Here is a 23676-nt window from a genome sequence, read left to right as displayed (position 1 = left end):
GTGAAGATATTAGTAACTGGAGGTGCCGGCTATATCGCATCTCATACGGTGGTCGAGTTACTCGGCGTCGGTTGGGACGTGGTGGTGCTTGACAATCTGGCTAATAGCTCCGAGGTTTCCTTGGTCCGGATTGCCCAGATAACTGGACGCGAGCCATTATTTGTCCTTGGCGACATTTTGGACGAGGCACTCCTCGCGACTCTTTTTCGCGAGCATGAATTTGACGCCGTAATCCATTTTGCTGGGTTGAAAGCTGTGGGGGACAGCGTTAAAGACCCCCTTGCTTACTACAAAACTAACGTTGCGGGCAGCTTTTCATTATTTTCTGCCATGGCGGCCGCGGGCGTGTTCAGGCTCGTGTTCAGTTCGTCGGCAACTGTGTATGGCGAGCCAGAAGTCATGCCTATCTCTGAGCAATATCCCGTTGGTGCGCCGAAAAGCCCCTATGGTCGCTCCAAGCTTATCGTAGAGCAGGTACTCGAAGACCTTGTTCGCGCCGATGATCGATGGGCTATAGCGACACTTCGATACTTCAACCCCGTGGGGGCTCATCCCAGCGGGCTGATTGGGGAAAATCCCAATGGCACGCCTAATAATTTACTGCCGTATATCAGTAAAGTAGTAACCGGTAAGCTGCCCTATTTGTCCATCTATGGTAATGATTACCTAACGTGTGATGGAACGGGCGTGCGCGATTACATTCATGTTACTGACTTGGCGAACGGCCACGTCAGCGCATTGCGGTATATAGCAGGGATGACTGGCTTACATGCTTGGAACTTAGGCACCGGCGTGGGCTATTCTGTCCTACAAGTGATAGCTGCATTTGAAAAAGTGTCAGGAGTGAAAGTCCCCCACAAAATGTGTGAGCGCAGGCCGGGGGATATTGCCGAGTGTTGGTCTGACCCAGCGAAGGCGTTGAGAGATCTAGGGTGGCGTGCGGAATTGAACCTTGAGGATATGATGCGGGATACTTGGAGATGGTTACAGAGCAATCCTGACGGATATCAGTCCAAATGAGAATTGCTCTGATAGGAACTACTGCTGCCTGTGTGTTGGGCTTTCGTGCTGATCTAATCCGTGCGATGGCGGAGCAAGGCCATGTTGTTTACGCATTCGCCCTGGACTTCGACAGTGCAAGTCGCGAGGACGTCAGGGCTTTGGGCGGTATCCCGATGGATTACCACATTAGCCGAGCGGGATTAAACCCATTAAATGACCTTGTCTCGACAGTGAAATTATCCAGAATTCTTCGCTCCATCGCGCCAGACATGGTTTTCTCATATTTCGCAAAGCCTGTGATATTCGGTACGTTTGCAGCTGTATTGGCAGGCGTCAAGCGCAGGGTCGGAATGTTGGAAGGCCTCGGCTACGTATTTACTGAGCTCCGTGAGGGAATGGGATTTAAACGCAAGCTGTTAAAGTGGGTTCAAGTTTCACTTTACCGAATGGCATTTCCGTTTCTAGAGCAATTGATCCTCTTGAACAAAGATGATCAGATTGACTTGGTTGATAAGTATCGGCTGAGGGTTAATAAGGTTTCGGTGCTCGGTGGAATCGGCTTGAAATTGAGTGATTACCCCTATTCCCGACCTCCTGTGTCTCCCGTGAGCTTCATATTTGTCGGACGACTCTTGGCGGAAAAAGGTGTGCATATATTTATTGAGTCAGCGCGAATTGTGAAAGAACAATTCCCGGACGCACGATTCGTGATGCTTGGGGGGATTGACGAGTCGAATCCAGGTGGACTAAAGGCGCATGATTTAGAGCTACTGAAGATGGAAGGGGTGATCGAGCATCCGGGGCACGTATCTGATGTTGTCGGCTGGGTCTCCGACGCCAGTATCTTTGTTCTCCCGTCTTATTACCGTGAGGGCGTCCCCCGGAGCACTCAGGAAGCAATGGCAATTGGCCGCGCGATCCTGACCACGAATGTGCCCGGTTGTAAGGACACTGTGATGGATGGGGTCAACGGGTACTTGGTTGCACCTTGGTCAGCGGAAGAACTTGCTGACAAGATGATCCATTTTATCAAACACCCAGACGATATAGTCCAAATGGGGTTGGCAAGCCATGCGATGGCGCAGGACAAATTTGACGCTGGCATTGTTAATCAGCGTTTGATGAGTTATCTCGTTTGAGCTTTTTGTATTTATAGGTCTAGTGGATTATGGAAGGCACTAAGAAAGTCGTGCTGCTGACGGGGGTTTCCGGTTTTGTAGGGCGGGCGCTTTTGGACTCTTTGGTAGGTAGCGCAAGCTATCAGATACGCGCCTGCGCTCGCAATATCGGTGTTGCCGAGCACCCTGATGTCGAGTACATCGCCATGGGCGATCTGGGTGATGATGTCCGCTGGGAGTCTTTCACCCAGGATGTTGATGTGATTGTTCACGCCGCTGCTCGCGTGCATGTGATGAACGATAATAGCGCAGATCCTTTGGCAGAGTTTCGTAAGGTTAACGTGGACGGTACGTTGAACCTGGCGCGGCAGGCCGCTGCTTCCGGAGTGCGGCGCTTCGTATTTATCAGTTCAATCAAGGTAAACGGCGAGTTCACCCTACCCGGCAGGCCTTTCACGGCAGATGATTCTCCCGCCCCGGTAGACCCTTATGGCGTTTCCAAACTGGAAGCCGAATATGGTTTATTAGCCCTTTCCAAAAGTACTGGTATGGAGGTTGTGATCATCAGACCGGTTCTCGTTTACGGGCCAGGTGTGAAGGCGAATTTCCGCAATATGATGGCGTTCCTGGCGAAGGGAGTTCCCATTCCGTTGCCGCTGGGTTCGGTCAACAATAAGCGCAGCCTTGTTGCTTTGGACAATTTGGTCGACTTGATCAAAACCTGTATGGTGCATCCTGCCGCAGCCAGCCAGATTTTTTTGGTGAGTGATGGCAACGATGTGTCCACCACAGAGCTTTTGCGCAAGGTCGCGCATTCGGTTGGAACTAAGGCTGTGTTGGTTCCGTTTCCAGTAAAATCATTGATGTTTTTGGCAGCGCTTGTTGGCAAGAAAGGGGTAGCAACCCGGCTATTCGGTTCACTGCAAGTGGATATTTCGAAAAATCGTCAACTGCTGGGTTGGTTGCCTCCTGTCACTCTCGATGCGTCCCTCAAAAAAACGGCCAACGCTTATCTCGAGAGTAAATCTGAATGACATTATTTTGGTTGTTTCCCGCCATCCTGATTTTGGCGCTGGTGCTCACAGGGGCTCTGCGTCGCTACGCTCTTAACAACAATCTCATTGATCTTCCGAATGGTCGTAGCTCCCATGTCATCCCAACACCGCGGGGAGGGGGGGTAGCGATCGTCTTGAGCTTTCTCGCGTTCCTTCCCATGCTCTGGATCGGGGATGTACTTTCTTTTGAGGCATTCATAGCGCTATTCGGCGCCGGCCTGATGGTTGCGATCGTCGGTTTCCTTGATGATCATGGGCATATTCCAGCCCGCTGGCGATTATTGAGTCATTTCAGCGCTGCTGTCTGGGCGCTGATATGGAGTCACGGCCTACCCCCTGTGGAGGCTTTTGGCTATGTGGTGGATTTAGGCTGGTTCACCCACATACTGGCTGCGTTTTACCTAGTGTGGATGCTCAACCTTTACAATTTCATGGATGGAATTAATGGCCTGGCAAGTGTTGAGGCCATCACCACCTGCTTCGGCGCGGCCTTGCTCTACTGGCTCTGCGCTACGCCCGTCATCGCCTGGGTGCCGTTGCTTCTTGGTTTTGCGGTAGCTGGCTTCTTGTATTGGAATTTTCCCAAAGCTCGAATTTTCATGGGCGATGCTGGCAGCGGCTTTCTCGGTATAACCATGGGTGTCTTAGCGATACAGAGCGCGTGGATGTCGTTTGATCTTTTCTGGGGGTGGTTGATTCTTCTCGGCGTGTTTATCGTTGATGCCACTTTCACGCTGTGTCGGCGTATCCTGCGCGGTGACAAACTTTATGAGGCGCATCGCAGCCATGCCTATCAATTCGCTTCCCGCGAGTTTAAATCGCACATTCCTGTAAGTGTAGCTGTTGCCCTTATTAACGTTCTATGGTTATTGCCTTTAGCTTGCTTGGTCGCCACTAAGCAGCTTGATGGCGTTGTCGCGCTGATCATCGCGTACGCGCCGTTGATATTGTTAGCCCGGAGGTTCAGAGCGGGGGCGTTGGAACCCAGCGAATAATATTTGCTAATCTGTCGATAGGATGGAGCGTATTTGAAATATCGAGCGACTGTTTTTTTGAACAATGCGGTGCTTCAGAGGTAGGTATGGATAGGGTTCGTGCATTTTTAGTTGATCTGCCACGGCGGCAAAAAAGGCTTATTCAAGTTTCCGTAGATGTATTACTTGTGTGGACTGCGCTCTGGCTGTCGTTCATTGTACGATTGGGCGTAGAGGATTTTGTTAACCCTCTGGTTGCCCATACCTGGCTTTTTCTGTGTGCGCCGATTGTAGCTGTTCCGCTCTATATACGTTTTGGCATGTACAGAGCGGTTATGCGTTACTTTGGCAATGACGCGCTGATAGCTATTATCAAAGCCGTTAGCCTGTCAGCGCTGATATTAGGTGTCGTTGTGTACTGGTACAGCAACCACCAAAATGTCGTGCCTCGTTCTATTATCTTCAATTACTGGTGGTTGAGCCTTATCATGGTCGGGGGGGTGAGACTCGCCATGCGACAGTTTTTCCTGGGCGACTGGTTCTCTGCTGCTCAGCATGTGCCATTCACCAGTCGCGACAATGGACTGCCTCGGGTCGCAATTTACGGCGCAGGCGCCGCGGGTAATCAGTTGGTTGCTGCATTGCGGATGGGGCGTGTGATGCGCCCTGTCGCCTTTATTGACGACGATGTCAGTATTTCCGATCGTGTTATTTCCGGCTTGCAGGTTTATAAGCCCAAACACATCCAAAGGATGATTGATGCAACGGGCGCCCAAGAAATTCTCTTGGCGATCCCGTCATCCAACAGAGGCCGCCGCCGGGAAATTCTGGGGTTTCTGGAGGGCTTTCCGTTGCATGTTCGTAGTGTTCCCGGATTTATGGATCTCGCCAGCGGACGGGTTAAGGTCGATGATATCCAAGAGGTGGATATTGCCGACCTACTGGGACGTGACGCGGTCCCGGCCCAAGGGGAATTGCTCGAACATTGTATCAAAGGCCAAGTGGTGCTCGTGACCGGCGCGGGCGGCTCGATAGGGTCTGAGTTGTGTCGGCAGATACTAGCGCTGCGTCCTTCTACACTGCTGTTGTTTGAACACAGCGAGTTCAACTTATACAGTATCCTTTCCGAGCTGGAGCAGCGCGTCTCCCGTGAGTCCCTGTCTGTGTTGTTGCTTCCGATTTTAGGGTCGGTGCGCAACGAAGGTCAGCTGTCTAGCCTCATGAAGTCTTGGAGCGTAAATACCGTCTACCATGCTGCGGCCTATAAACATGTGCCGATGGTCGAGCACAATATCGCTGAAGGTATACTCAACAATGTGATGGGCACTTTGAGTGCGGCGCAGGCAGCACTCAAGGCGGAAGTCCAAAACTTCGTACTCATTTCAACGGACAAAGCGGTGCGTCCTACTAATGTGATGGGCAGTACAAAGCGGTTGGCCGAACTGATACTCCAGGCACTTAGTCGTGAAGAAAATCCGCAATTGCACGGTGATTTAGCCGCTGTAGGCACGCCTAACAAAACGCGCTTCACGATGGTACGTTTTGGCAATGTATTGGGTTCGTCAGGCTCAGTCATTCCGCTTTTTCACAAACAGATCAAGTCAGGTGGCCCCCTGACAGTGACGCATCCGAAAATTACCCGATACTTCATGACCATTCCCGAAGCGGCACAGCTCGTCCTTCAGGCAGGATCGATGGGGTTGGGCGGCGACGTGTTCGTTCTGGATATGGGCGAGCCGGTCAAAATCGTGGAGCTGGCTGAAAAGATGATCAATCTTTCTGGGCTGAGTGTTCGTTCCGAGAAAAACCCTCACGGTGATATTTCTATTGAGTTCAGTGGACTTCGACCAGGCGAGAAACTCTATGAAGAGTTGTTGATCGGCGATAACGTTGCTCCCACCCAGCATCCAATGATTATGAGTGCTTCTGAAGACTATCTCGAGTGGGATCTACTGAAAGGGGTGATCAGAGATCTGCTGTCCGCGATAGAAGTGCATGACTACGCCAAGATACGCCAATTACTACGTGAGACCGTAAGCGGTTATGCGCCGGACGGCGACATCGTCGATTGGGTTCACCAGCAGCGTAGAATGAAGCTCAAGTGAGCTGAGGTGATTGGGTCCATGGACATGGTATGTGGCCATCTCTGATACGCTGGTGGAGGGCAGATTAGTCGGCCCTTCGGTCTCGGTTTGGCATTAGCTTTTTGAGAGTTAGGCATGGATTATTTCCCCTGTTTTCTGTCCGTCGTGTTCGTAGCACGAAATCAGTCGGCCAGTGTCGAGAAAATTCTCGCTGATGCAGCGCATATCATTGCTGATACTGTCGCGGATTATGAATTGATTGTGGTGGATAATGCCTCGGACGATGACAGCGTGTCGATATTGAAAGGACTCACGTCTGAAAATGGACTCGCGAATCTACAGGTGTATGCACTAACTAAGGAAGTGGATACGGACACCGCTTTTTGGGTTGGCCTGGAAAACGCACTGGGAGACTTCGTCGTTGTGGTTGACCCGTTAGCCGATGATGTAGCTTTCATACCTACTATGCTTGATCAAGCGCTTAGCGGCGCCGATGTAGTATTTGCTAATAACGCGATGAAGCCCGTGCAGGGGCCGATGTACCGTGCGGCTAATTCTGTTTTTCATAGCCTTTATAATCGGTTCAACGGCGTGCATCTAGCCAGAGAGGCGCCGCAGTATCGCATTTTGAGTAAACGAGTAATCAATTTCATTCTTCAGCATCCGCAGCCTGTAATGACCTATAGGCACTTACCCGCAACGGGTGGTTTTGCCAAAGCTTATTTGAATTACAGTTCTCCCCCGCAAACCTCACAGCGTAAACACTTGGGTGAGAGCATTGATCGCGGTATGCGCTTGCTGATTTCGACTACGCGCGCTCCAATGCGATTGGTCACGTCTCTCTCGCTGTTTGGGGCCATTGCCAACCTGCTGTACTGCATTTACGTCATTGCCGTAGGTATTTTAAAAAGTGATGTTGCTCCAGGTTGGATCAGTCTCTCGTTGCAACAATCTGGTATGTTCTTTCTCATCTCTCTAGTGTTGTTGGTATTGGGTGAATACATTCTAAACATGGCAAGCCTGTCGAACGAGGGGCCGCTTTATCATGTTGGGCAAGAGTTCACCAGTGCGCGGATGACCCGTTGTGAAAAGTTGAACGTTGAAGAGTGGGTGTCAGAGTCGGCGGATAGTGAAATTCCGACCAGTGACCGTGCCTGATGTCGGGTCTTAACCAAAGCGAAATATGCCACGATGCGGTAGTCATCGGGGGGGGCTTCTACGGCGCTGCCATCGCTATTTACCTGGCCAGGCAACGTGGATTCAAGCGTATTCTATTAATTGAGCGCGAGTCGGCGTTATTGATGCGTGCGTCTTATAATAACCAGGCACGCGTCCATAACGGTTACCATTACCCGCGCAGTTTCACCACTGCCTATCGCAGTCGAGTAAACCTGCCGAAATTTGTTCGGGATTGGCCGCTCGCCATAAAGCAAGACTTCACCAAGCTCTATGCTATTGCCCGACGCAACTCCAAAGTTACTGCTAAACAGTTTGAACGGTTTTGCCGAGAGATTGGCGCAGGGATCAAACCGGCTGAGCCGTCTTTACGTACTTTGTTTGAACCTCGATTAATCGAGCAGGTATATAGGGTCAATGAGTGCGCATTTGACACCTCGCAACTTTCCACGTGGGCTTCGCGGGAACTTAAAGAGTGTGGCGTGCAGATTCATTATCAAACCCGCGTCATAGCTATTTCAAAAGGGCGGTTGGCGCCGCTGGAGGTGATAGCAGACCCTGCGCAGGGAGGGCCGCAAGTCATTGCTTGTCGCTATGTATTCAACTGTACGTATAGCGGGCTAAACCAATTTGGCGGAGACTTTCCAGGCGTCGGTTTAGGCTTGAAGCAAGAGATTACAGAAATGGCCGTGCTCCAGATGCCGCCTGCACTTGAGAATTTGGGCGTCACAGTGATGGATGGTCCGTTCTTCTCGATGATGCCGTTTCCCGCACGTGGGCTTCATACGTTGTCTCATGTACGCTATACACCGCACCTTCATTGGAATGATCGACAAGGACTCGATCCTTATCAGAAACTCGGCCAATATAATCGTGCCACGCGCGTTGATAAGATGCTCAGGGACGTAGGTCGCTATATTCCTGAAGTGTTAAAGGCCAAACATGTTGACTCATTATTTGAGGTTAAAACCGTTTTGCTGAAGAATGAAGGGGACGACGGAAGGCCGATTCTATTTGAGAAACACACCGGTTTGCCAGGCGCATACTCAGTGCTGGGTGGTAAAATCGACAATATTTATGACGTGCTTGAAAAGCTGGATGCTGAAAATTTTTTCACCGGTAACGATCAAGCCACGTCGGTGTCTGGAGGTACGGATGCGTAACGCGCTGATTGGATATTCTGGGTATGTAGGGGGCACACTCCTCAAGCAAACTGCCTTCGCGTCGTTGTACCGCTCAACGAATATCGGTGACATTGATCATCAGTCATTCGATACTGTCGTCTGTGCGGCTGCCCCCGCGCAAAAATGGCTCGCTAACCGGGAGCCTGAGGATGACCTCAAGAAGATTGAGACATTGATTGATCATCTTAAAACCATAAAATGCAAGACCTTTATTTTGGTCAGTACGGTAGATGTTTTCAAGCATCCTATAGGGGTCGATGAAGATGCCTCTGTAGATGAATCAGGTTTGCACGCTTACGGTTTGCATCGCCGGATATTGGAAGTATTTGTTGAGAAAAATTTTTCGAATTGTCTTGTTGTGCGTTTGCCGGGACTCGTGGGTCCGGGGCTACGTAAGAACGTTATTTTTGATTTTTTGAATGATAACAATCTTCACGCAGTTGATAGCCGTGGCGTGTTCCAATTTTACCCCATGGTCAACCTCTGGCATGACATTCAAATAGCGCTTGATGCCCAGCTCAGGTTGATCCACCTGACGGCGGCACCCGTCAGTGTGGAGCAGATTTCGCTGCAAGGTTTTGGTCTGCCTTTTTCCAATACCTTGAGCCACTCGCCTGCGTCGTATGACTTGCGTACCAAATACGCTCACGTATTCGATGCTGCTGGTTTCTATCAAAATAGTGTTCGCGAAACAATGCTAGCGGTCAGGGCATACGCGCAGTCTGAGTCCCGCACGATTAAACTTGATACAGGGTCGAAAGCATGAGGTTGGCTATATCCAACATTGCATGGGACATTTGCGAGGATGAAGCCGTCGCTGCCTTGCTTCAGCAGTTCGCTGTGGATGCGATAGATATTGCCCCTGGCAAGTATTTTCCTGAGCCTACCAAAGCGACAGGTGAGGATATCGTTCAAGTCAAAGCTTGGTGGGCTGAGCGAGGAGTCGAAATCACCGGCATGCAGGCGCTGCTGTTTGGTACGACGGGGCTGAATATCTTTGGTGGCGCGCAGAGCCGGGCTGATCTGCTTACACACTTGGCCGCAATATGTCGGATTGGTGCAGGCTTGGGCGGGACGCGAATAGTTTTTGGCTCACCGAAGAATCGGGATCGCAGCGGGCTGAATGATCAAGAGGCACTGGACATCGCGATTCCCTTTTTTCGTGAGTTGGGCGGTCTCGCTCAGGCGTGCGGCGTGACATTCTGTCTGGAACCCAACCCTGCGTGTTACGGCGCGAACTTTATGACCACCAGTGTTGAGACTGCCGGAGTGGTTCGTGCTGTTGCGCATCCTTCTATCCGTATGCAGTTTGACACAGGCGCACTTGCGATTAACCGGGAAGATCCGCTGGAAGTCCTGAAAGATTTTGCTCAATTGATTGGGCATGTGCATGCCAGCGAGCCCGATCTTTTACCTTTGGGCGATGGCGGTACTGACCACGTGGCAATCGCCGCCGCGCTGGGGCGCTACCTGCCGGCTCATCTCGTTTCCATCGAAATGGTAGCAACTGGGAGCGAGCCACATTTAGCGTCGATTAAACGCGCTATCCAGGTAGCCACTCTTCGTTACCGTGGGGTCAGTGTATGAGTATGAAATGGCTCATTCTCATTCTTGGTACTCTTTGCAATGCGTCCGCAAGCGTTTTGGTGAAGATGGCCATGATTCCACCGCGTAAGTTCCCGTCCCCCAGCGACCCCATGACTGCGTTGAGTAATTGGCCATTTTGGCTAGGGCTCTGTTTGTATGGTGGGGCCTTTGTTCTTTATGCAGCGGCATTGGCGCGGCTCCCGATGAATGTTGCCCACCCGGTCCTGACGGCTGGAGCGATTGCAACAGTTGCTGTGTTTTCGGTTGTTTTTTTTCGTGAAACCTTCCATTGGACCACAGCGGTCGGGATCGTACTGATAATCACCGGCGTTGGGCTGATCACAGCTCGCGTGACTTGATGGAAGCCCAAATGATCTTTTCGGATATTGCTGTTGTCCGTGCAACATGGCAAGTGCCAGCGTTTGACACCCCACTCTGGCTTGGACGCCAACACTCCTGGTGCGTCGTAATCCCTGTCATTAACGAAGGTGAGCGAATTAAAAGTTTACTCGCGAGGATGTCCGCACTTCACGTCGAGAATATTGCTGACATCATCATTGTCGATGGCGGCACCACGGACGGCTCGCTGGAGTTGCAGGAGTTGGAGCCGCTTGGCGTACGGGGGCTATTGGTCAAGACGGCCGCAGGAAAACTTAGTGCACAGCTTCGTTGCGCCTACTCCTTTGCGCTCGATCACGGTTATGTGGGCATCGTTACCATTGATGGTAATGATAAAGATGATCCAGAAGCCATTCCGCGCTTTATAGCATCGCTGGAGCAGGGCGTTGATTTTGTGCAAGCTTCGCGATTCGTTGCAGGGGGCGTGGCTGAAAATACCCCTAAATCAAGAGACTTCGCCATTCGCTTTATCCATGCTCCTATGTTGAGCCTGTTCTCCGGGTTCAAGTGGACAGACACGACTCAGGGCTTTCGGGCCTATAGCAGGAAAATGCTACTGGATCCCAAGTTGGCCGTGTTCCGTGATATCTTTATGACGTATGAATTACTCGCTTACCTGTCATATCGGGCCCCAAGGTTGGGATATCGTTGTATTGAACTGCCTACCGTGCGGCGATACCCTAAAGGTGAAGTGCCGACAAAAATTAGCAGTGTGAGGGGTAATTTATCTGTCTTGACGGTGTTGTTTAAGTCATGTTTCGGTAATTACAATCCGCGTTAGCAGGTCGATATTGCCATGGCTCTTTCACATGAACAGTTCGCCTGAGGTCGAATCGGGATGTAGCGTTTATGTGGTTGGATCGGTAGCCTATGTCGGCGTGAAGCCGGTGCTTATCACTGGATGGTAATAAGCACGCCGGTTTTAGTTAATCCCTTAGAAACCGTGCTTTGTTGCCGGAAAGGTAACGCATTACCCTTTCTTCGGAAAGCGTAAATCCTTTGGTGTAGGTTTTGCTCTCGATGCAGGCTTTGGATTTGATTTCTTGATTGGCCGCAGCTCTGTAGCTTTCAGTGTACTTGAACATAATGATTTGATCGTTCAAGTCGCCGGTTGAGTGAATTGTCAGCTTTTCGTTGTCTTCATTTTTGAACGCGAAAGCATGGTTGGATTCATCGCAGAAGTCCTTGATCCAATCGCGAAGCATTTCAAATTTTTCGTCCAGCGACTTGTGTGTGTAAGCGTTGATACTTTCTTTGACTTTGGCGGGAGCGCCTGCAACCGTAACGTTTTCTGGTACCGACTTGATAATGTTCGAGCCGCTGAGACACACGGCCCTCTTACCAATCGTGACGCCAGAGCCGACAGTGCATGAGCCCACCAACCAGACATTGTCTAGGATGACTACCGGGTCGGCGGAGTAGAAAAGGCAGCCTTCAATTTGTTCACCTGCGGCTATGTGCGTCCAAATCTGCGAATACATGCCGACTCTAACGCCATTGCCGATCATCAGGCCGCCTGTGCCATCAATTACACAGTTTTGGCCAAACCAGCAGTGTTGTCCTATTATTACACCCTTTGTACTTAACACAAGACAGTCTGCGTGCAGGGTGGTCCAATCATCAATCGATACATCGCCGTCTTCAATGATGATTTTTACACCATCTCCCAGGATGACATAGTCGCCTAGGGTTAGCGTTCTGTTACTCTTGAAGATAAACTTCACGTTATTTCCAATCGAACAGTTTTTACCAATATTTACAATGCCGATACCGTGAATCTCATAATTTCTCATAATGACTATCCATTTGGTTATTTTTGATCAGGCAGGGCTATCTGCATTCGTCTTGGGAACACGACCGAACGCCGACGTCGGTCTAATTAGTAACATGTCATTAGATCATATGAGTATGGTACCTGTCCTATATGCAGCCTTTCGATCATGAGATTAATCGACTTCGATGCGGTTTGAGGTTATGAGTCGCTACCCTGTAAAGGATCCTACCGGATCCACGCTCGTGCTGAAGCCCTCACGCCCGGTACGTAAGAGGACTTGTGATTGTCCACGCATTACGCGGCTTGCAGGCTGTTTGATCGTGCCACCATCTATACGTCCATACAGAACGCGTGGAGCTGTAGCGGATTGCCCGACCCCGTAGTGCCAAGACTTATTCGTCGGCGTTGGGTTGTTGGTTCCGAGCGGCTTTCTTGTCCTCAACCAGATGCTCGACCTCGACCGGGTCGAAGTGGCAGCGAGCGCCCCGCGCATTAATGCTATTGATTGGCGCCGGGAACGTCTTGTCACGAACGCGCAGTTTGTTCAGGCCCGATAAGGATACCTGAATACGGTCACGACGGAAATTCACCCGGTGTTTTACCGCGCTTTCGGGGGCTACGTGTTGATGCGTCCTGATACGCAAGCACTGTTGGAGATCTTGCTTTATGGGACAGTTGTCTGATATTCCAGCACTGTTGGCCTTCGCCCCTGTCACTGAGCGAAGGTTGCGACGGGCTATCCGCCAGCAGTGCCATGCGCGACCAGATTGGCCAGTCGAGGCCAACGAACACTGAGCTTCGCTTCACGCTTGTAGCGAAGGTCTGCCAATGGAATTGCACCGTAATGAATGTGAAGGCTCCGCTACTCAAGGATGCAAGAGGGTCGTCAGTGAGTGGCAACACGAAAGCTCATGACCATTTGAAGTACCGTCCAGATATTGATGGCCTTCGGGCTTTCGCAATAATTTCAGTTGTTCTATATCACGCTTTCCCGTCTGCAATGCGTGGTGGTTTTATTGGAGTTGATATCTTCTTTGTTATTTCTGGATATTTGATATCCAGCATTATTTTCAAAGGGTTAGATTCAGGAACGTTTAGTTTTCTGGAATTTTATCAGCGCCGTGTAAAGCGGATTTTTCCCGCACTTATTGTTGTCCTAGTGTCTTGCTTAGCGGTCGGCTGGTTCACGCTGATGGCTGGCGAATTCAAGATGCTGGGTAAGCATGTCGCGGGCGGTATCGGCTTTATCCAAAACCTTGTTCTTTATCGTGAGGCCGGATACTTCGACACATCGTCAGTGCTTAAGCCATTGCTCCACTTGTGGTCGCTGGGAGTCGAGGAGCAGTTCTATATCTTGTTCCCCATTGCAGCCTGGGTCATGTGGCGCTGGCGCTCTGCGGTCCTGCCTGTAATCGTCTTGCTCGCGGTCATTTCCCTGGGCGCCGATGTTCATAAGCTGGGGACGAACCCGTCAGCGGCCTTCTATATGCCGCAGTATCGGTTCTGGGAGATTTTGTGCGGCAGCATCATTGCCTACATCACGGTGTTCCGCCCCTCTACTGCCGACAAGATCCAGGGCGCAGCGCAGGTTCGAAATCTGGTATCGATTGCCGGGGCAGTGCTGCTGATCGCATCAGTTGTGGTGGTGGACAAGTACAAGGCTTTCCCAGGGTTTTGGGCATTGCTACCAGTCTCGGGGTCAGCGCTCATGATAATGGCTGGTCCAAATGCCTGGCTTACCAGGAGGGTGATGGCGAGCCGCCCATGGTGTGGATTGGTCTGATCAGCTACCCGCTTTATCTGTGGCATTGGCCGGTAATCACTTACATCCGCATTCTTGGCGCCGAAGAACTGAGCATAATCAGCGGCGTAATTGCTGTGGTCGCCAGTACGTCGCTGGCCTACGGCACCTATAAGTATGTGGAAGTACCTTTCAGAAACGCCAAGCTGCGGGTTCCAAAAACAGGGTTATTGCTGGCGCTGGGCCTGACTGTTGCTGCCGTTGGTGCTGTGACGTTTGTCAAAAATGGGCTCATGAATCGCCCTGGGCTATCAGCCGGCCTCAAGGATCGCGAAAGCTATGCGCAGTATTTCGAAAACTCTCTGCCCGCCTGGGCCTACTTCACTAACCAGGGGATTATTGAGGGCTATCGGTTCGGCTGTGACTTCTTTGACATCGAACGTTACCGTGCCGGCGGCTTCACAATGGAGCCACGCAAGCAGATCAACACCGAATGCTACGTGCCGACCACTGACACGAAAGTCATGCTTTGGGGTGACTCACATGCCCAGCAATACTACTACGGCCTGAGTAAGACGCTCCCGCCATCCGTGTCCATATTGCAGGTGGCAAGCTCTGGCTGTGAGGCGAACTTGCCGGGGACCGCTACAGGAGGATTGAAGTACTGTGACCGCTCCAATGAGTTCGCCTTTGAGGTGATGGCAAAGGAAAAGCCACAGGTGCTTGTAATCGCCCAGCTTGAACAGCACGACACCAAGAATAACTTGACCGATCTTACCGCAAGGGCCAAGGCTCTTGGAGTCAGGAAGGTGATTGTGGTTGGCCCAGTACCGCGCTATGACCAGTTCCTAAATCAACTGGTTGTGCGCAAGTTCTGGAACAACACGCCGCGGCGCACTAACGAGAACCTGTTGCCCGCACCCTTCGACACCGACAGGGCGCTGGCCTCCAAGTATTCTAGTGGTTCTGGTGGGTTTGAATATCTGTCAGCGCTGAGTGCATTTTGCAATGCAGATGGTTGCATGACGTATCTTGGCAATGACCGGAAGACAGGATTAGTGACGTTTGATTATGGTCACCTGTCGCCGCCCGCCTCGATCTACTTTGCCAAAACTGCATTGACGCCACTGATCATGAAGGAGCTATCCACGGAATAGCCAGGTCACCAGCAAAGAGCCCGCCGCGTGCGGGCTTTTCTTTACCCCTGGTTCACCATCGATTTGAATTCGGCGCGCTGCTCCTCGGTCATGCCGTCCCGCACCGTATCCAGATAGTCGGCGTAGCACTGCACCATGTTTTTCTGCTGGGTAGGTAGATCGCCTTGTCATAGACCCCTTTGATCGCCGCCTTTTTATGAGCCAGGTACATGTCGCGCCAGTTATCGTCCCAACCAAATTCGGATAGCAGCGTTTCGCAGGTGTGCCGGCTGCCATGGCCCGTCATCCACCCTTTGTACCCGATCAGTGCAAAGCACTTGTTGATCGAAGCGTCCGAAACTACCTGCGCCTTTCGCCCGATGAAGGGAACAGGTAGCGCGGCCGACCAGTGAGCCGATGTAGATCCTGATATTGATTCCCGTCAAGGTCTTTTCGGCGCGGCCATCCTTGATCTTTTATCGAGCCATAGATCGGCAGCGGCTTTGAACGTGTTCGCCTTGGCTGCATCTCTGGAAGCCTTCAACTTTGCCTTGTGGGTGTCTTCGGCATTGAGCCTCTGCGCTTCCTGCGCTTTCTCCCTGGCATTTTTGGCGGTGATATCTGGATATGCGCCAAGGCTGTGCCATCCCCACGTCCCATCTGACTTCTTGAATCGAAGCTCCCAGCGTTTGCGGCCTGTGCTGCTGACCACGAAATAAAGCTGATCAATCCATAGTTCTCGCGGTATTCCTTTTCCTCCGGCTCAGGGGAAGCCAGCAGCGTTTCGGCCAGTGGCCGACGCTTTATTTTGGATCGTGTATGTTGGATTCTTGTATGTTTTGGTTCGATATTGTGCGCGCCATATACAGAATCAAGGATAAGCGGACACAATGGTAATAGCGGGGAATTATTAGGGATTCGGGCTTATTCAGTATTGCCGTGGGTTTCGTGTGGCGCGGTAGGGAGTGGGGCAAGGAGGGAATAAGAATGTGGAGCGGGTAGAGAGCTTCTGACTCGGACCATCGCTCGTTATCGAATCGGGACTGCTGCAGGCTATACCGCCTGCGCTCCTTAGGTCTGTCGCCAGAAAAAACCTGGGCCGAGGCGAGGGCGCGCAGCTTTCAACTCAACCGGATGTGGCCGGTTTTTTAAAGTGGATATTTATGAATAGACCGATTGAAAGAGTGGCTATAAAAATCATCCAATAGGCATACCGCAGATCGTTGGCCGGTGTAATGAGTAGATAGCTTATCGTGTAGGATAGCCCTGACATGGGTAAAAGCCAAAGTGAATGTTTTCTGCAGTTTCGGCTGAGTTGAAATGCGCCAATCAATAATATGGATATGATAATCCAGCTATAAGGTTTGAACAGTTCGGGAAATATTCTTATCGAGGTTGTAACGTAGCCAGCGGTATATTTTTCTACCGGCGAGACCGATCTGGTCCCTGCATTGGGCTCATACGGCTGCTTCATGACACGGAATTCAGTAGGGTAATATGGAGGGAGGGAGGGAGAGCGTATGAAGTTTAAAAAAGCATTTAACCGGAATGCTCCATACGTTAGAATATTTCGCGGAACATACTGGACCCACGCGTCTTTGAGTTCTTGGTAATGCGCTTGGGTGATGGCGGTGAATTTTTCATTGCTCAGGCAAAAGGCGGCGCCTACTTCATGAACATTCAGGTACTCACACTGTTTAATGGCATTTATGTCGTCCGGACTCAAAAAGCTTACAGGCACTTCGACGCCTCTGACCTTGAGTGCAACGATATCATCGAACATCACATAACTAACTGAATTGGCTTTTTTTGCCCCAATTAAGGGGGTGGCACATGAGTGCGCCAGACCGATTATCGCGCCGCTGATGAAGATAGAAAATATTGTGCACCTAATGGTATGAGTTTTTAAAATTGAGTTAATCAAGAATGGCAGCAGAAAGATTCCCGCGCTTAAAGAGTTAGTTCGCGCTAGTGCGCCGTATAGAAATAATATTGAGACAAACAGTGCACTAGTCTTGGGGAATTTTTCGTCGTTTTTATAATATAAGCAGATCGCAGTAGCCAGTCCCCAAGAGTAAGCCATGGCCACATCTTTCCAGAGGGTAAATTCGAAGTTCAAAATCCATGGAACAATAGGGATCAGCAAGAAAAGCATGCCATAGGAGTATCCCTCTCTATTGCATGCTTTATATAAAATCAGCGCGGTTGCCCATAGCAGACTGCACTGCAATAGGAACATCCCTCCCGGACCATCTGTAAGGGGTAGTAACCAACTCCATACGTAAGCCATTGTGGGCGGTTGCCAATCGCTGTATTCCCCGGCTCTCGCTTGTCTGAGCTGGTCCATGCTGTCCCATGTCATCGCACCGGGATAAAACGAGAAAATCGAGACCATCGACAGGAGGAAAAGCGTCAATCCGATCAGGTCCAAATATTGCTTTTTCACCGTGCAGTCCTTGGTCAGAATCTCATATAGGTGCAACTTTACCATTGGCTCATGAGCCGTTGGGGAAATCATCTATTAGGCATAATTCATACTCTGTTACTCACCCATTTTTGACACCCTCTAACCATCGCCTAAGTTAGAAAAGCAGCTTCGGAAAAGCTGCTTTTTTCTCTCACCGATGTCATGGAGCGTCACCAATGCAAAACACCTACCTTTCCTCCCTCATCTTTGCCTTCCTCGCCTGCCTCTCTGTCGCCACCACCGCAGCCCCATCCACCAAACCTGAAGCCACGACCCCCATCTCAGCACAGATGACCAAAACCGAGCAATCTGCCAAGGTCAATCTCAACGCCGCCGACGCTGAAACCTTGCGACGCGATCTGTTTGGTATTGGTGCTTCCAAGGCAAAGGCGATCGTCGCCTTTCGCGAAAGCAATGGGCCCTTCACCTCAGTGGATGAGTTGTTGGAAGTAAAGGGCATCGGCAAGGCCTTGCTGGAGAAGAATCGCGACAGGCTGGTTATCAACTAAAAGCCGAAGCTCAAGAGGTCGATCATGAATCGGCCTCTTGAGCTTCTTACTGCGCTTTTAAGCAAGCTTGGCATGAAAAATGGTTACTTCAAGGTCAATGATTGTTCAACAATCTTGAGGTATGGAATGAAGCCCAGTTTGTCCTTAGCCGACCAGATCGCCCTGGAACTACGCGCCGATATCATCGGCGGGCGGCTGTTGCCGGGTATGCCGTTGATTGAGGCCGACCTGGTCAGCGCCTACAACGCTTCACGTAACACGATTCGCGAAGCCTTGCATCGTTTGGGGCAGCAGGGGTTGACTCGGTATGTGCGCAACAAAGGTGTGATGGTGCGCCGCCTGGAACGTGACGAAGTGCGCGATCTGTTTGTGGTCCGCCGCACCTTGGAGCTGCAAGCCATTGCCAAAAGCGGCTCTCTGACCAACGACCAATCCGAGCGCATGCAAAACGCAATCGACGCCACCACTTTGGCGCGGGAACGTGAGGACTGGCGCGCCGTGGCCACTCGCAGCCTGGTGTTTCACCAACAGATTGTCGGGCTGATGCACAGCCCGCTGTTCGATGATTTCTTCGCTCAGATTATCGCTCAATTGCGCCTGGTGTTTTGCGCCGCGCCAGATGAGCAACGTTTCCAGTCGCCCTGGCTGGAACGTGATCGTGAGATTTACACGCTGTTAGCCAGCGATAACAAACCAGCCGCCAGCGAGGCGATGAGCCTTTATCTGGACGATTCCGAGCGCCTTTCCCTGGCACTGTTTGATCACCCTTGATGGAGGATTGCCCCATGTACAAAGCCTATCCGGCCGCCTATCAGTTCAGCAAAGGCTCGGCGCTGCAGGTAAACACAGCGTTCTATGAACGCATTCGTGACAGCAAGGATCAGCGCACCCTGATCGAGCAGTTCGAGGTGCCGATCCGCACGGGCAGGGCGTGGAAGGTGCCTGCCGGGCACATGTTCCGGGTGACCACGCCGGTAGGGCCCCAGGTGGGGGACTTCAACGTCTGGAATGCCAATGACCCACGCGAGCGCCTGTGGGCGGCCCGCACTCGGCAACTTCAAGGCGCCCACGTCAGCACCCACGACCGCTTGTGGTCAAACCTTCCATTTCTACGACCGCTAGTCACGATTACCGACGACAGCCTGGCAAGCTACGGCATCGATGAACACGGTGGGCGCCTGCACGATTTGCTGGGCACGCGTTGTGACCCCTATGTAAATCGCATGCTCACTGGCGAGGATTTCCATCACCACTGCCATTCGAACCTGACCCGTGCGGTGTTACCCCACGGCCTGACGGAGTTCGATGTGCATGACGTGTTGAATATTTTCCAATGCACGGGCCTCAATCATGACGACATGTACTTCATGAAAGCCTGCCCCGCGCAGAAGGGTGATTACCTGGAGTTCTTTGCCGAGATCGATCTGCTGTGTGCGCTGTCGACCTGCCCGGGTGGGGATTTGTCGCTGCCAATGTGGGGGCCGGAGGCGCAAGACCCGCTGACGGTGTGCCGACCACTGGGTGTGGAGATCTATAAATTGGGGGATGAATTGCTGAGTGGCTGGAGCCAGCCGGAGCGTGCTGCCTATAAAGGGCAGCACGGTTTGCAGATTGCCAGGGCGGATTGGGAGTAACACAAGATTCAGCGATCCTGCGCATCCTTGGCATCCGCCTGCGCATTTCGCTCGGCCACGCGTTTGCGTTGTTCGTCGGTCAGTTCAACCTTGTTGGCGCTGTCTCGCAGCATCATCAGGCCACCGACGATTGACCCGATCGCGACCACTAAAATCAACCATGCATACCACGGCATAACGCTCTCCTTGAGGCAGATTGCCGTGGGAGGGTTTTCCCACGGGAATAACTGCTTTGAGTTACAGGCTTTCTGAGTAGTTCAGTGTAGGCCTGTTCTGCCTCAAAACTTTAGAGCCCGGTCAACATTGCATCCGCGGGTGCATCGGCGCGGTCTTGGGCGGTCATCTGGAAGTAGATGAACCCCACCACCATAAAGCCCAGGAAGATCAGCCCGATCAGTGCGTTGAACCAGGCCATGGCCACCAGGCACACCACCGCCAACACCAACGCAATGCCCGGCACGATCGGGTAACCCGGCGCGCGGAAGGTGCGTTCCAGCAGCGGTTCGGTCTTACGCAGTTTGAACAGGCTAAGCATGCTCATGATGTACATCACGATGGCGCCGAATACGGCCATGGTGATCATTGCGGCGGTCAGGGTCATGCCGCCCAGGTTGATCAGGCCGTCGCTGTAGATGGCCGCGATACCGACCACGCCACCGGCGATGATGGCGCGGTGCGGTGTCTGAAAGCGCGACAACTTGGCGAGGGAAGAGGGCAGGTAGCCGGCGCGGGCGAGGGCGAAGAACTGGCGCGAGTAGCCCAGGATGATGCCGTGGAAACTCGCCACAAGACCGAAGAGACCGATCCACACCAGCATGTGCAACCAACCGGAGCTGTCGCCCACCACGGTTTTCATGGCTTGTGGCAATGGGTCGTTAATGTTCGACAGGGTGCGCCAGTCGCCCACGCCGCCGGCGAAGAACATCACGCCCATGGCCAGGATCACCAGGGTCAGGATGCCGCTGATGTAGGCTTTTGGAATGGTGCGCTTGGGATCTTTCGCTTCTTCGGCGGCCATGGCCGCGCCCTCGATGGCGAGGAAGAACCAGATGGCGAAGGGGATTGCCGCGAACATGCCGGCAATCGCCGGGGCGCCGAAGGTGTCGGAGCCGGCCCAGCCGTTTAGGGCGAAGTTGCTGAAGCTGAAGGCGGGCGCCACCACACCCATGAACACCAGCAATTCAGCAACGGCAAGCACGCACACCACCAGCTCGAAGGTAGCGGCGAGCTTCACGCCGAGAATGTTCAAACCCATAAACACGATGTAGGCGCCGACGGCGGCGTGTTTGGGGTCCAGCGCCGGAAACTGCACATTCAGGTAGGCACCGATGGCCAGGGCAATGGCCGGTGGCGCGAAGACGAATTCGATCAGCGTGGCCAACCCGGCGATCAGGCCGCCCTTCTCACCAAAGGCGCGGCGACTGTAGGCAAACGGCCCGCCGGCGTGGGGAATCGCGGTAGTCAGCTCGGTAAAACTGAAGATAAAGCAGGTGTACATGGCCGCCACCATCAATGAGGTCACCAAGAACCCCAGGGTTCCGGCCACACCCCAGCCGTAGCTCCAGCCGAAGTACTCCCCGGAGATCACCAGCCCGACGGCGATGCCCCAGAGATGCAGGGTGCCCAAGCTGGGTTTTAGTTGTGTGTTCATCGTGTGGCGCTCCTTGAACGGGTTGGAATGATTCAAGGTGTTGCAGCGGCCATGCCATGCCGCGCAACCGTGTCGTAAAGCGGCGCAACTGTCGTGTGGGGGATGGTTTGGCGTTTGAAGTTTTGTGGTGTTGCACCAGTTAGGTGCGGCGGTGGCCGGGCCGGCGCTATCGGGGGCAAGCCCCCTCCCACAGGTTGACCTAGGATGCACCCCGGCCAAATGTTGGAGGAGCTTGCCCCCGATAGCGTCCACCCCGGCACCAGCATTCGCATAAACCCACTCTTTACGCCGTCTTTACGCCCCGCCCACACCCTCGCTCTCGTTCCTTTACACCACTCCTGCGGACAATTGGCCCACACGCGGCGCTCGCCGCTAAACGGAGGGACTTCCATGAGTGTTCTGGACGGGGTGTCACTGCTATTGGCCGTGGCGCTGTTCATTTATCTGCTGGTTGCGCTGTTACGCGCGGATCGGAACTAGGAGCAGGCTATGCACAGTTATGACTATTGGCTGATCATCGCCTTCTTCGCCGTGGTGCTGGTGCCCGCGCCGTTTCTGGGGCGGTTCTATTACAAGGTGATGGAAGGCCAGCGCACATGGCTGAGCCCGGTACTGGGGCCCGTCGAAAAAGTCTGCTATCGCTTGGCGGGCGTGGACGCGCAGCAGGAACAGAGCTGGCAGAAATACATGCTGGCCCTGTTGGCGTTCAACCTTGCGGGCTTTGTGTTGTTGTTCTCGATCCTGGTGTTCCAAGGTTCTCTGCCACTGAATCCGCAGAAATTGCCAGGCCAGGAATGGACGCTGGCCTTCAACACAGCGGTCAGTTTCATGACCAACACCAACTGGCAGTCCTACAGCGGTGAGGCGTCCCTGAGCTACCTCAGCCAGATGGCCGGCCTGACTGTGCAGAACTTCGTCAGCGCAGCCACCGGCCTTGCCGTCCTGGTCGCCCTCTGCCGTGGGATCGGTCGTAAGTCCGCACGCACCTTGGGTAACTTCTGGGTCGATATGACCCGCGCCACCCTCTATGGCCTGCTGCCATTGTGCCTGGTACTGGCGCTGTTTCTGGTGTGGCAGGGTGTACCGCAGACCTTCGCTCACTACGTTGATGCCGTGACGCTGCAGGGCGTGGACCAGGTGATTCCCCTCGGCCCGGCCGCCAGCCAGATTGCGATCAAGCAACTGGGCACCAATGGTGGCGGTTTCTTCGGCGTCAACTCGGCGCATCCGTTTGAAGACCCGACTGCCTGGTCCAACCTGTTCGAGGTGGCGTCGATCATCCTGATTCCGGTGGCGTTGGTATTTACCTTTGGTCACTACGTCAAAGACCTGCGTCAGAGCCGCGCGATCCTCGGCTGCATGCTGGCACTGTTCCTGATCGGCGGCGCGACTTCGCTGTGGTCCGAGTACCAGCCCAACCCGACCCTCAACAATCCGGCCGTGGAGCAAACCGCACCGCTGGAAGGTAAGGAAGCGCGCTTCGGCACCACCGGTACCGTGCTGTGGTCGGTGACCACCACCGCCGCGTCCAACGGTTCGGTCAACGGCATGCAGGACAGCCTCAGCCCCCTCAGCGGGATGGTGGCGCTGGTCAATATGATGGTCGGCGAAGTGATCTTCGGCGGTGTCGGCGCCGGCATGTACGGCATGTTGCTCAACGTATTGATCGCGGTATTCCTCGCCGGCCTGATGATTGGCCGCACCCCGGAATACCTTGGCAAGAAACTCCAGGCCAAGGAAGTGCAACTGCTGGTGGTGACCCTGCTGGTGATGCCGGTGGGCGTGCTGGTACTCGGTGCCATCGCCGCCAGCCTGCCGGGCCCGGCCTCCGCCATCAGCAACCCTGGACCCCACGGTTTCAGCCAGTTGCTCTATGCCTACACCTCAGCCAGCGCCAACAACGGCTCAGCGTTCGGCGGCCTGAGTGCCAACACGCCGTTCCACAACCTGATGTTGGGCCTGGGCATGTTGATCGGCCGCTTCGGCTACATCCTCCCGGTACTGGCCCTGGCCGGCAGCCTGGCGATGAAAAAGGCCGCACCCATTGGCCAGAACAGCTTCCCGACCCACGGCCCACTGTTTGTGACGCTGTTGACCGTGACCATCTTGCTGGTGGGCGGCCTGACCTTCCTACCGACGCTGGCACTGGGCCCGATTGCTGAACACCTGAGCATGGGCTTCTGAG

23 protein-coding genes are annotated in these 23676 nt (G+C 53.1%); 18 read left to right on the top strand and 5 right to left on the bottom strand.

Annotated features, from left to right (window positions below; genetic code table 11):
• The 11 genes from galE to ACFZPT_RS03135 all read left to right on the top strand — a co-directional run bounded on the left by galE (position 1) and on the right by ACFZPT_RS03135 (position 11360).
• Positions 1-1020, top strand: a complete 1020-nt coding sequence (galE, locus tag ACFZPT_RS03185; RefSeq protein WP_177449825.1) for a UDP-glucose 4-epimerase GalE — start codon at positions 1-3, stop codon at positions 1018-1020.
• A complete protein-coding gene (locus ACFZPT_RS03180) occupies positions 1017-2141 on the top strand; it encodes a glycosyltransferase family 4 protein (RefSeq protein ID WP_099312505.1) in 1125 nt (374 codons plus the stop codon). The genes galE and ACFZPT_RS03180 overlap by 4 nt, the downstream gene beginning before the upstream one ends.
• A 29-nt stretch (positions 2142-2170) precedes the next feature.
• A complete protein-coding gene (locus tag ACFZPT_RS03175; RefSeq protein WP_099312503.1) occupies positions 2171-3154 on the top strand; it encodes an SDR family oxidoreductase in 984 nt (327 codons plus the stop codon).
• Positions 3151-4170 (top strand): glycosyltransferase family 4 protein, encoded by a 1020-nt coding sequence (locus ACFZPT_RS03170; RefSeq protein ID WP_099312501.1) that lies wholly within the window; start codon positions 3151-3153, stop codon positions 4168-4170. The genes ACFZPT_RS03175 and ACFZPT_RS03170 overlap by 4 nt, the downstream gene beginning before the upstream one ends.
• An 86-nt stretch (positions 4171-4256) precedes the next feature.
• On the top strand, positions 4257-6254 hold the full coding sequence (locus ACFZPT_RS03165) for a nucleoside-diphosphate sugar epimerase/dehydratase (RefSeq protein ID WP_099312499.1): 1998 nt from the start codon (positions 4257-4259) through the stop codon (positions 6252-6254).
• Positions 6255-6368: 114 nt separating this feature from the next.
• Positions 6369-7391: a glycosyltransferase gene (locus tag ACFZPT_RS03160; protein ID WP_099312497.1), complete on the top strand. Its 1023-nt coding sequence runs from the start codon at positions 6369-6371 to the stop codon at positions 7389-7391.
• Positions 7391-8572 (top strand): FAD-binding oxidoreductase, encoded by a 1182-nt coding sequence (locus tag ACFZPT_RS03155; protein ID WP_184336296.1) that lies wholly within the window; start codon positions 7391-7393, stop codon positions 8570-8572. Before ACFZPT_RS03160 ends, ACFZPT_RS03155 begins: the two co-directional genes overlap by 1 nt.
• Positions 8565-9359 carry an NAD(P)-dependent oxidoreductase gene (locus tag ACFZPT_RS03150; protein WP_099312493.1) on the top strand — a complete coding sequence of 265 codons (795 nt, stop codon included), beginning with the start codon at positions 8565-8567 and terminating at the stop codon, positions 9357-9359. The genes ACFZPT_RS03155 and ACFZPT_RS03150 overlap by 8 nt, the downstream gene beginning before the upstream one ends.
• A complete protein-coding gene (locus tag ACFZPT_RS03145; protein ID WP_099312491.1) occupies positions 9356-10180 on the top strand; it encodes a sugar phosphate isomerase/epimerase in 825 nt (274 codons plus the stop codon). Before ACFZPT_RS03150 ends, ACFZPT_RS03145 begins: the two co-directional genes overlap by 4 nt.
• On the top strand, positions 10177-10539 hold the full coding sequence (locus ACFZPT_RS03140; protein WP_256593240.1) for a multidrug efflux SMR transporter: 363 nt from the start codon (positions 10177-10179) through the stop codon (positions 10537-10539). Before ACFZPT_RS03145 ends, ACFZPT_RS03140 begins: the two co-directional genes overlap by 4 nt.
• 11 nt (positions 10540-10550) lie before the next feature.
• Entirely contained in the window at positions 10551-11360 is an 810-nt protein-coding gene (locus tag ACFZPT_RS03135) for a glycosyltransferase family 2 protein (RefSeq protein WP_099312487.1), read from the top strand.
• A 145-nt stretch (positions 11361-11505) separates the two neighbouring features.
• Here ACFZPT_RS03135 and ACFZPT_RS03130 read toward each other — a convergent pair whose 3' ends face one another.
• Entirely contained in the window at positions 11506-12372 is an 867-nt protein-coding gene (locus ACFZPT_RS03130; protein WP_099312485.1) for an acyltransferase, read from the bottom strand.
• Positions 12373-13107: 735 nt separating this feature from the next.
• On the opposite strand from ACFZPT_RS03130, the gene ACFZPT_RS03125 reads away from it, so the two are divergent.
• Positions 13108-14136: an acyltransferase gene (locus ACFZPT_RS03125; RefSeq protein WP_099312481.1), complete on the top strand. Its 1029-nt coding sequence runs from the start codon at positions 13108-13110 to the stop codon at positions 14134-14136.
• A complete protein-coding gene (locus ACFZPT_RS03120) occupies positions 14118-15251 on the top strand; it encodes an acyltransferase family protein (RefSeq protein ID WP_099312479.1) in 1134 nt (377 codons plus the stop codon). Before ACFZPT_RS03125 ends, ACFZPT_RS03120 begins: the two co-directional genes overlap by 19 nt.
• A 421-nt stretch (positions 15252-15672) precedes the next feature.
• On the opposite strand, the gene ACFZPT_RS03115 is transcribed toward ACFZPT_RS03120, so the two are convergent.
• Both ACFZPT_RS03115 and ACFZPT_RS03110 read right to left on the bottom strand, forming a co-directional pair.
• Complete coding sequence (locus ACFZPT_RS03115) at positions 15673-15942, bottom strand: Arm DNA-binding domain-containing protein (RefSeq protein WP_256593239.1); 270 nt, start codon at positions 15940-15942, stop codon at positions 15673-15675.
• A 414-nt stretch (positions 15943-16356) separates the two neighbouring features.
• Entirely contained in the window at positions 16357-17676 is a 1320-nt protein-coding gene (locus ACFZPT_RS03110; protein WP_143506457.1) for a hypothetical protein, read from the bottom strand.
• Between the two features lie 197 nt (positions 17677-17873).
• Between ACFZPT_RS03110 and ACFZPT_RS03105 the strand changes: the two genes are divergently transcribed.
• From ACFZPT_RS03105 to ACFZPT_RS03095, 3 genes are all read left to right on the top strand, one after another.
• Positions 17874-18206, top strand: coding sequence for a ComEA family DNA-binding protein (locus tag ACFZPT_RS03105; RefSeq protein WP_099312462.1), 333 nt, complete (start codon positions 17874-17876; stop codon positions 18204-18206).
• 126 nt (positions 18207-18332) lie between these two features.
• A complete protein-coding gene (locus tag ACFZPT_RS03100; RefSeq protein ID WP_099312460.1) occupies positions 18333-18977 on the top strand; it encodes a GntR family transcriptional regulator in 645 nt (214 codons plus the stop codon).
• Positions 18978-18991: 14 nt separating this feature from the next.
• Complete coding sequence (locus ACFZPT_RS03095; protein WP_099312458.1) at positions 18992-19840, top strand: DUF1989 domain-containing protein; 849 nt, start codon at positions 18992-18994, stop codon at positions 19838-19840.
• Positions 19841-19848: 8 nt separating this feature from the next.
• Here ACFZPT_RS03095 and ACFZPT_RS03090 read toward each other — a convergent pair whose 3' ends face one another.
• Together ACFZPT_RS03090 and eat are read right to left on the bottom strand one after the other, a co-directional pair.
• A complete protein-coding gene (locus ACFZPT_RS03090) occupies positions 19849-20016 on the bottom strand; it encodes a DUF2897 family protein (RefSeq protein WP_012722955.1) in 168 nt (55 codons plus the stop codon).
• Positions 20017-20126: 110 nt separating this feature from the next.
• Complete coding sequence (gene eat / locus ACFZPT_RS03085) at positions 20127-21491, bottom strand: ethanolamine permease (protein ID WP_034096554.1); 1365 nt, start codon at positions 21489-21491, stop codon at positions 20127-20129.
• A 390-nt stretch (positions 21492-21881) separates the two neighbouring features.
• On the opposite strand from eat, the gene kdpF reads away from it, so the two are divergent.
• A complete protein-coding gene (gene kdpF, locus ACFZPT_RS03080) occupies positions 21882-21971 on the top strand; it encodes a K(+)-transporting ATPase subunit F (RefSeq protein WP_003218754.1) in 90 nt (29 codons plus the stop codon).
• Between the two features lie 9 nt (positions 21972-21980).
• Positions 21981-23675 (top strand): potassium-transporting ATPase subunit KdpA, encoded by a 1695-nt coding sequence (kdpA, locus tag ACFZPT_RS03075; protein ID WP_034112535.1) that lies wholly within the window; start codon positions 21981-21983, stop codon positions 23673-23675.
• Position 23676: the final 1 nt, after the last annotated feature.

Source organism: Pseudomonas sp. MD330_10, assembly GCF_042610415.1.
Classification (GTDB): Bacteria; Pseudomonadota; Gammaproteobacteria; order Pseudomonadales; family Pseudomonadaceae; genus Aquipseudomonas; species Aquipseudomonas rhodesiae.
The sequence above is the reverse complement of the archived record's forward strand: the minus strand, read 5'-3'. Positions and strand labels throughout refer to the sequence as shown.

Coding starts and splice junctions, on each gene's coding strand:
- ACFZPT_RS03180 (WP_099312505.1), top strand. CDS start 1,017: ATGAGAATTGCTCTGATAGGAACTACTGCTGCCTGTGTGTTGGGCTTT.
- ACFZPT_RS03175 (WP_099312503.1), top strand. CDS start 2,171: ATGGAAGGCACTAAGAAAGTCGTGCTGCTGACGGGGGTTTCCGGTTTT.
- ACFZPT_RS03170 (WP_099312501.1), top strand. CDS start 3,151: ATGACATTATTTTGGTTGTTTCCCGCCATCCTGATTTTGGCGCTGGTG.
- ACFZPT_RS03165 (WP_099312499.1), top strand. CDS start 4,257: ATGGATAGGGTTCGTGCATTTTTAGTTGATCTGCCACGGCGGCAAAAA.
- ACFZPT_RS03160 (WP_099312497.1), top strand. CDS start 6,369: ATGGATTATTTCCCCTGTTTTCTGTCCGTCGTGTTCGTAGCACGAAAT.
- ACFZPT_RS03155 (WP_184336296.1), top strand. CDS start 7,391: ATGTCGGGTCTTAACCAAAGCGAAATATGCCACGATGCGGTAGTCATC.
- ACFZPT_RS03150 (WP_099312493.1), top strand. CDS start 8,565: ATGCGTAACGCGCTGATTGGATATTCTGGGTATGTAGGGGGCACACTC.
- ACFZPT_RS03145 (WP_099312491.1), top strand. CDS start 9,356: ATGAGGTTGGCTATATCCAACATTGCATGGGACATTTGCGAGGATGAA.
- ACFZPT_RS03140 (WP_256593240.1), top strand. CDS start 10,177: ATGAGTATGAAATGGCTCATTCTCATTCTTGGTACTCTTTGCAATGCG.
- ACFZPT_RS03135 (WP_099312487.1), top strand. CDS start 10,551: ATGATCTTTTCGGATATTGCTGTTGTCCGTGCAACATGGCAAGTGCCA.
- ACFZPT_RS03130 (WP_099312485.1), bottom strand. CDS start 12,372: ATGAGAAATTATGAGATTCACGGTATCGGCATTGTAAATATTGGTAAA.
- ACFZPT_RS03125 (WP_099312481.1), top strand. CDS start 13,108: ATGCGCGACCAGATTGGCCAGTCGAGGCCAACGAACACTGAGCTTCGC.
- ACFZPT_RS03120 (WP_099312479.1), top strand. CDS start 14,118: ATGGTGTGGATTGGTCTGATCAGCTACCCGCTTTATCTGTGGCATTGG.
- ACFZPT_RS03105 (WP_099312462.1), top strand. CDS start 17,874: ATGCAAAACACCTACCTTTCCTCCCTCATCTTTGCCTTCCTCGCCTGC.
- ACFZPT_RS03100 (WP_099312460.1), top strand. CDS start 18,333: ATGAAGCCCAGTTTGTCCTTAGCCGACCAGATCGCCCTGGAACTACGC.
- ACFZPT_RS03095 (WP_099312458.1), top strand. CDS start 18,992: ATGTACAAAGCCTATCCGGCCGCCTATCAGTTCAGCAAAGGCTCGGCG.
- ACFZPT_RS03090 (WP_012722955.1), bottom strand. CDS start 20,016: ATGCCGTGGTATGCATGGTTGATTTTAGTGGTCGCGATCGGGTCAATC.
- eat (WP_034096554.1), bottom strand. CDS start 21,491: ATGAACACACAACTAAAACCCAGCTTGGGCACCCTGCATCTCTGGGGC.
- kdpF (WP_003218754.1), top strand. CDS start 21,882: ATGAGTGTTCTGGACGGGGTGTCACTGCTATTGGCCGTGGCGCTGTTC.
- kdpA (WP_034112535.1), top strand. CDS start 21,981: ATGCACAGTTATGACTATTGGCTGATCATCGCCTTCTTCGCCGTGGTG.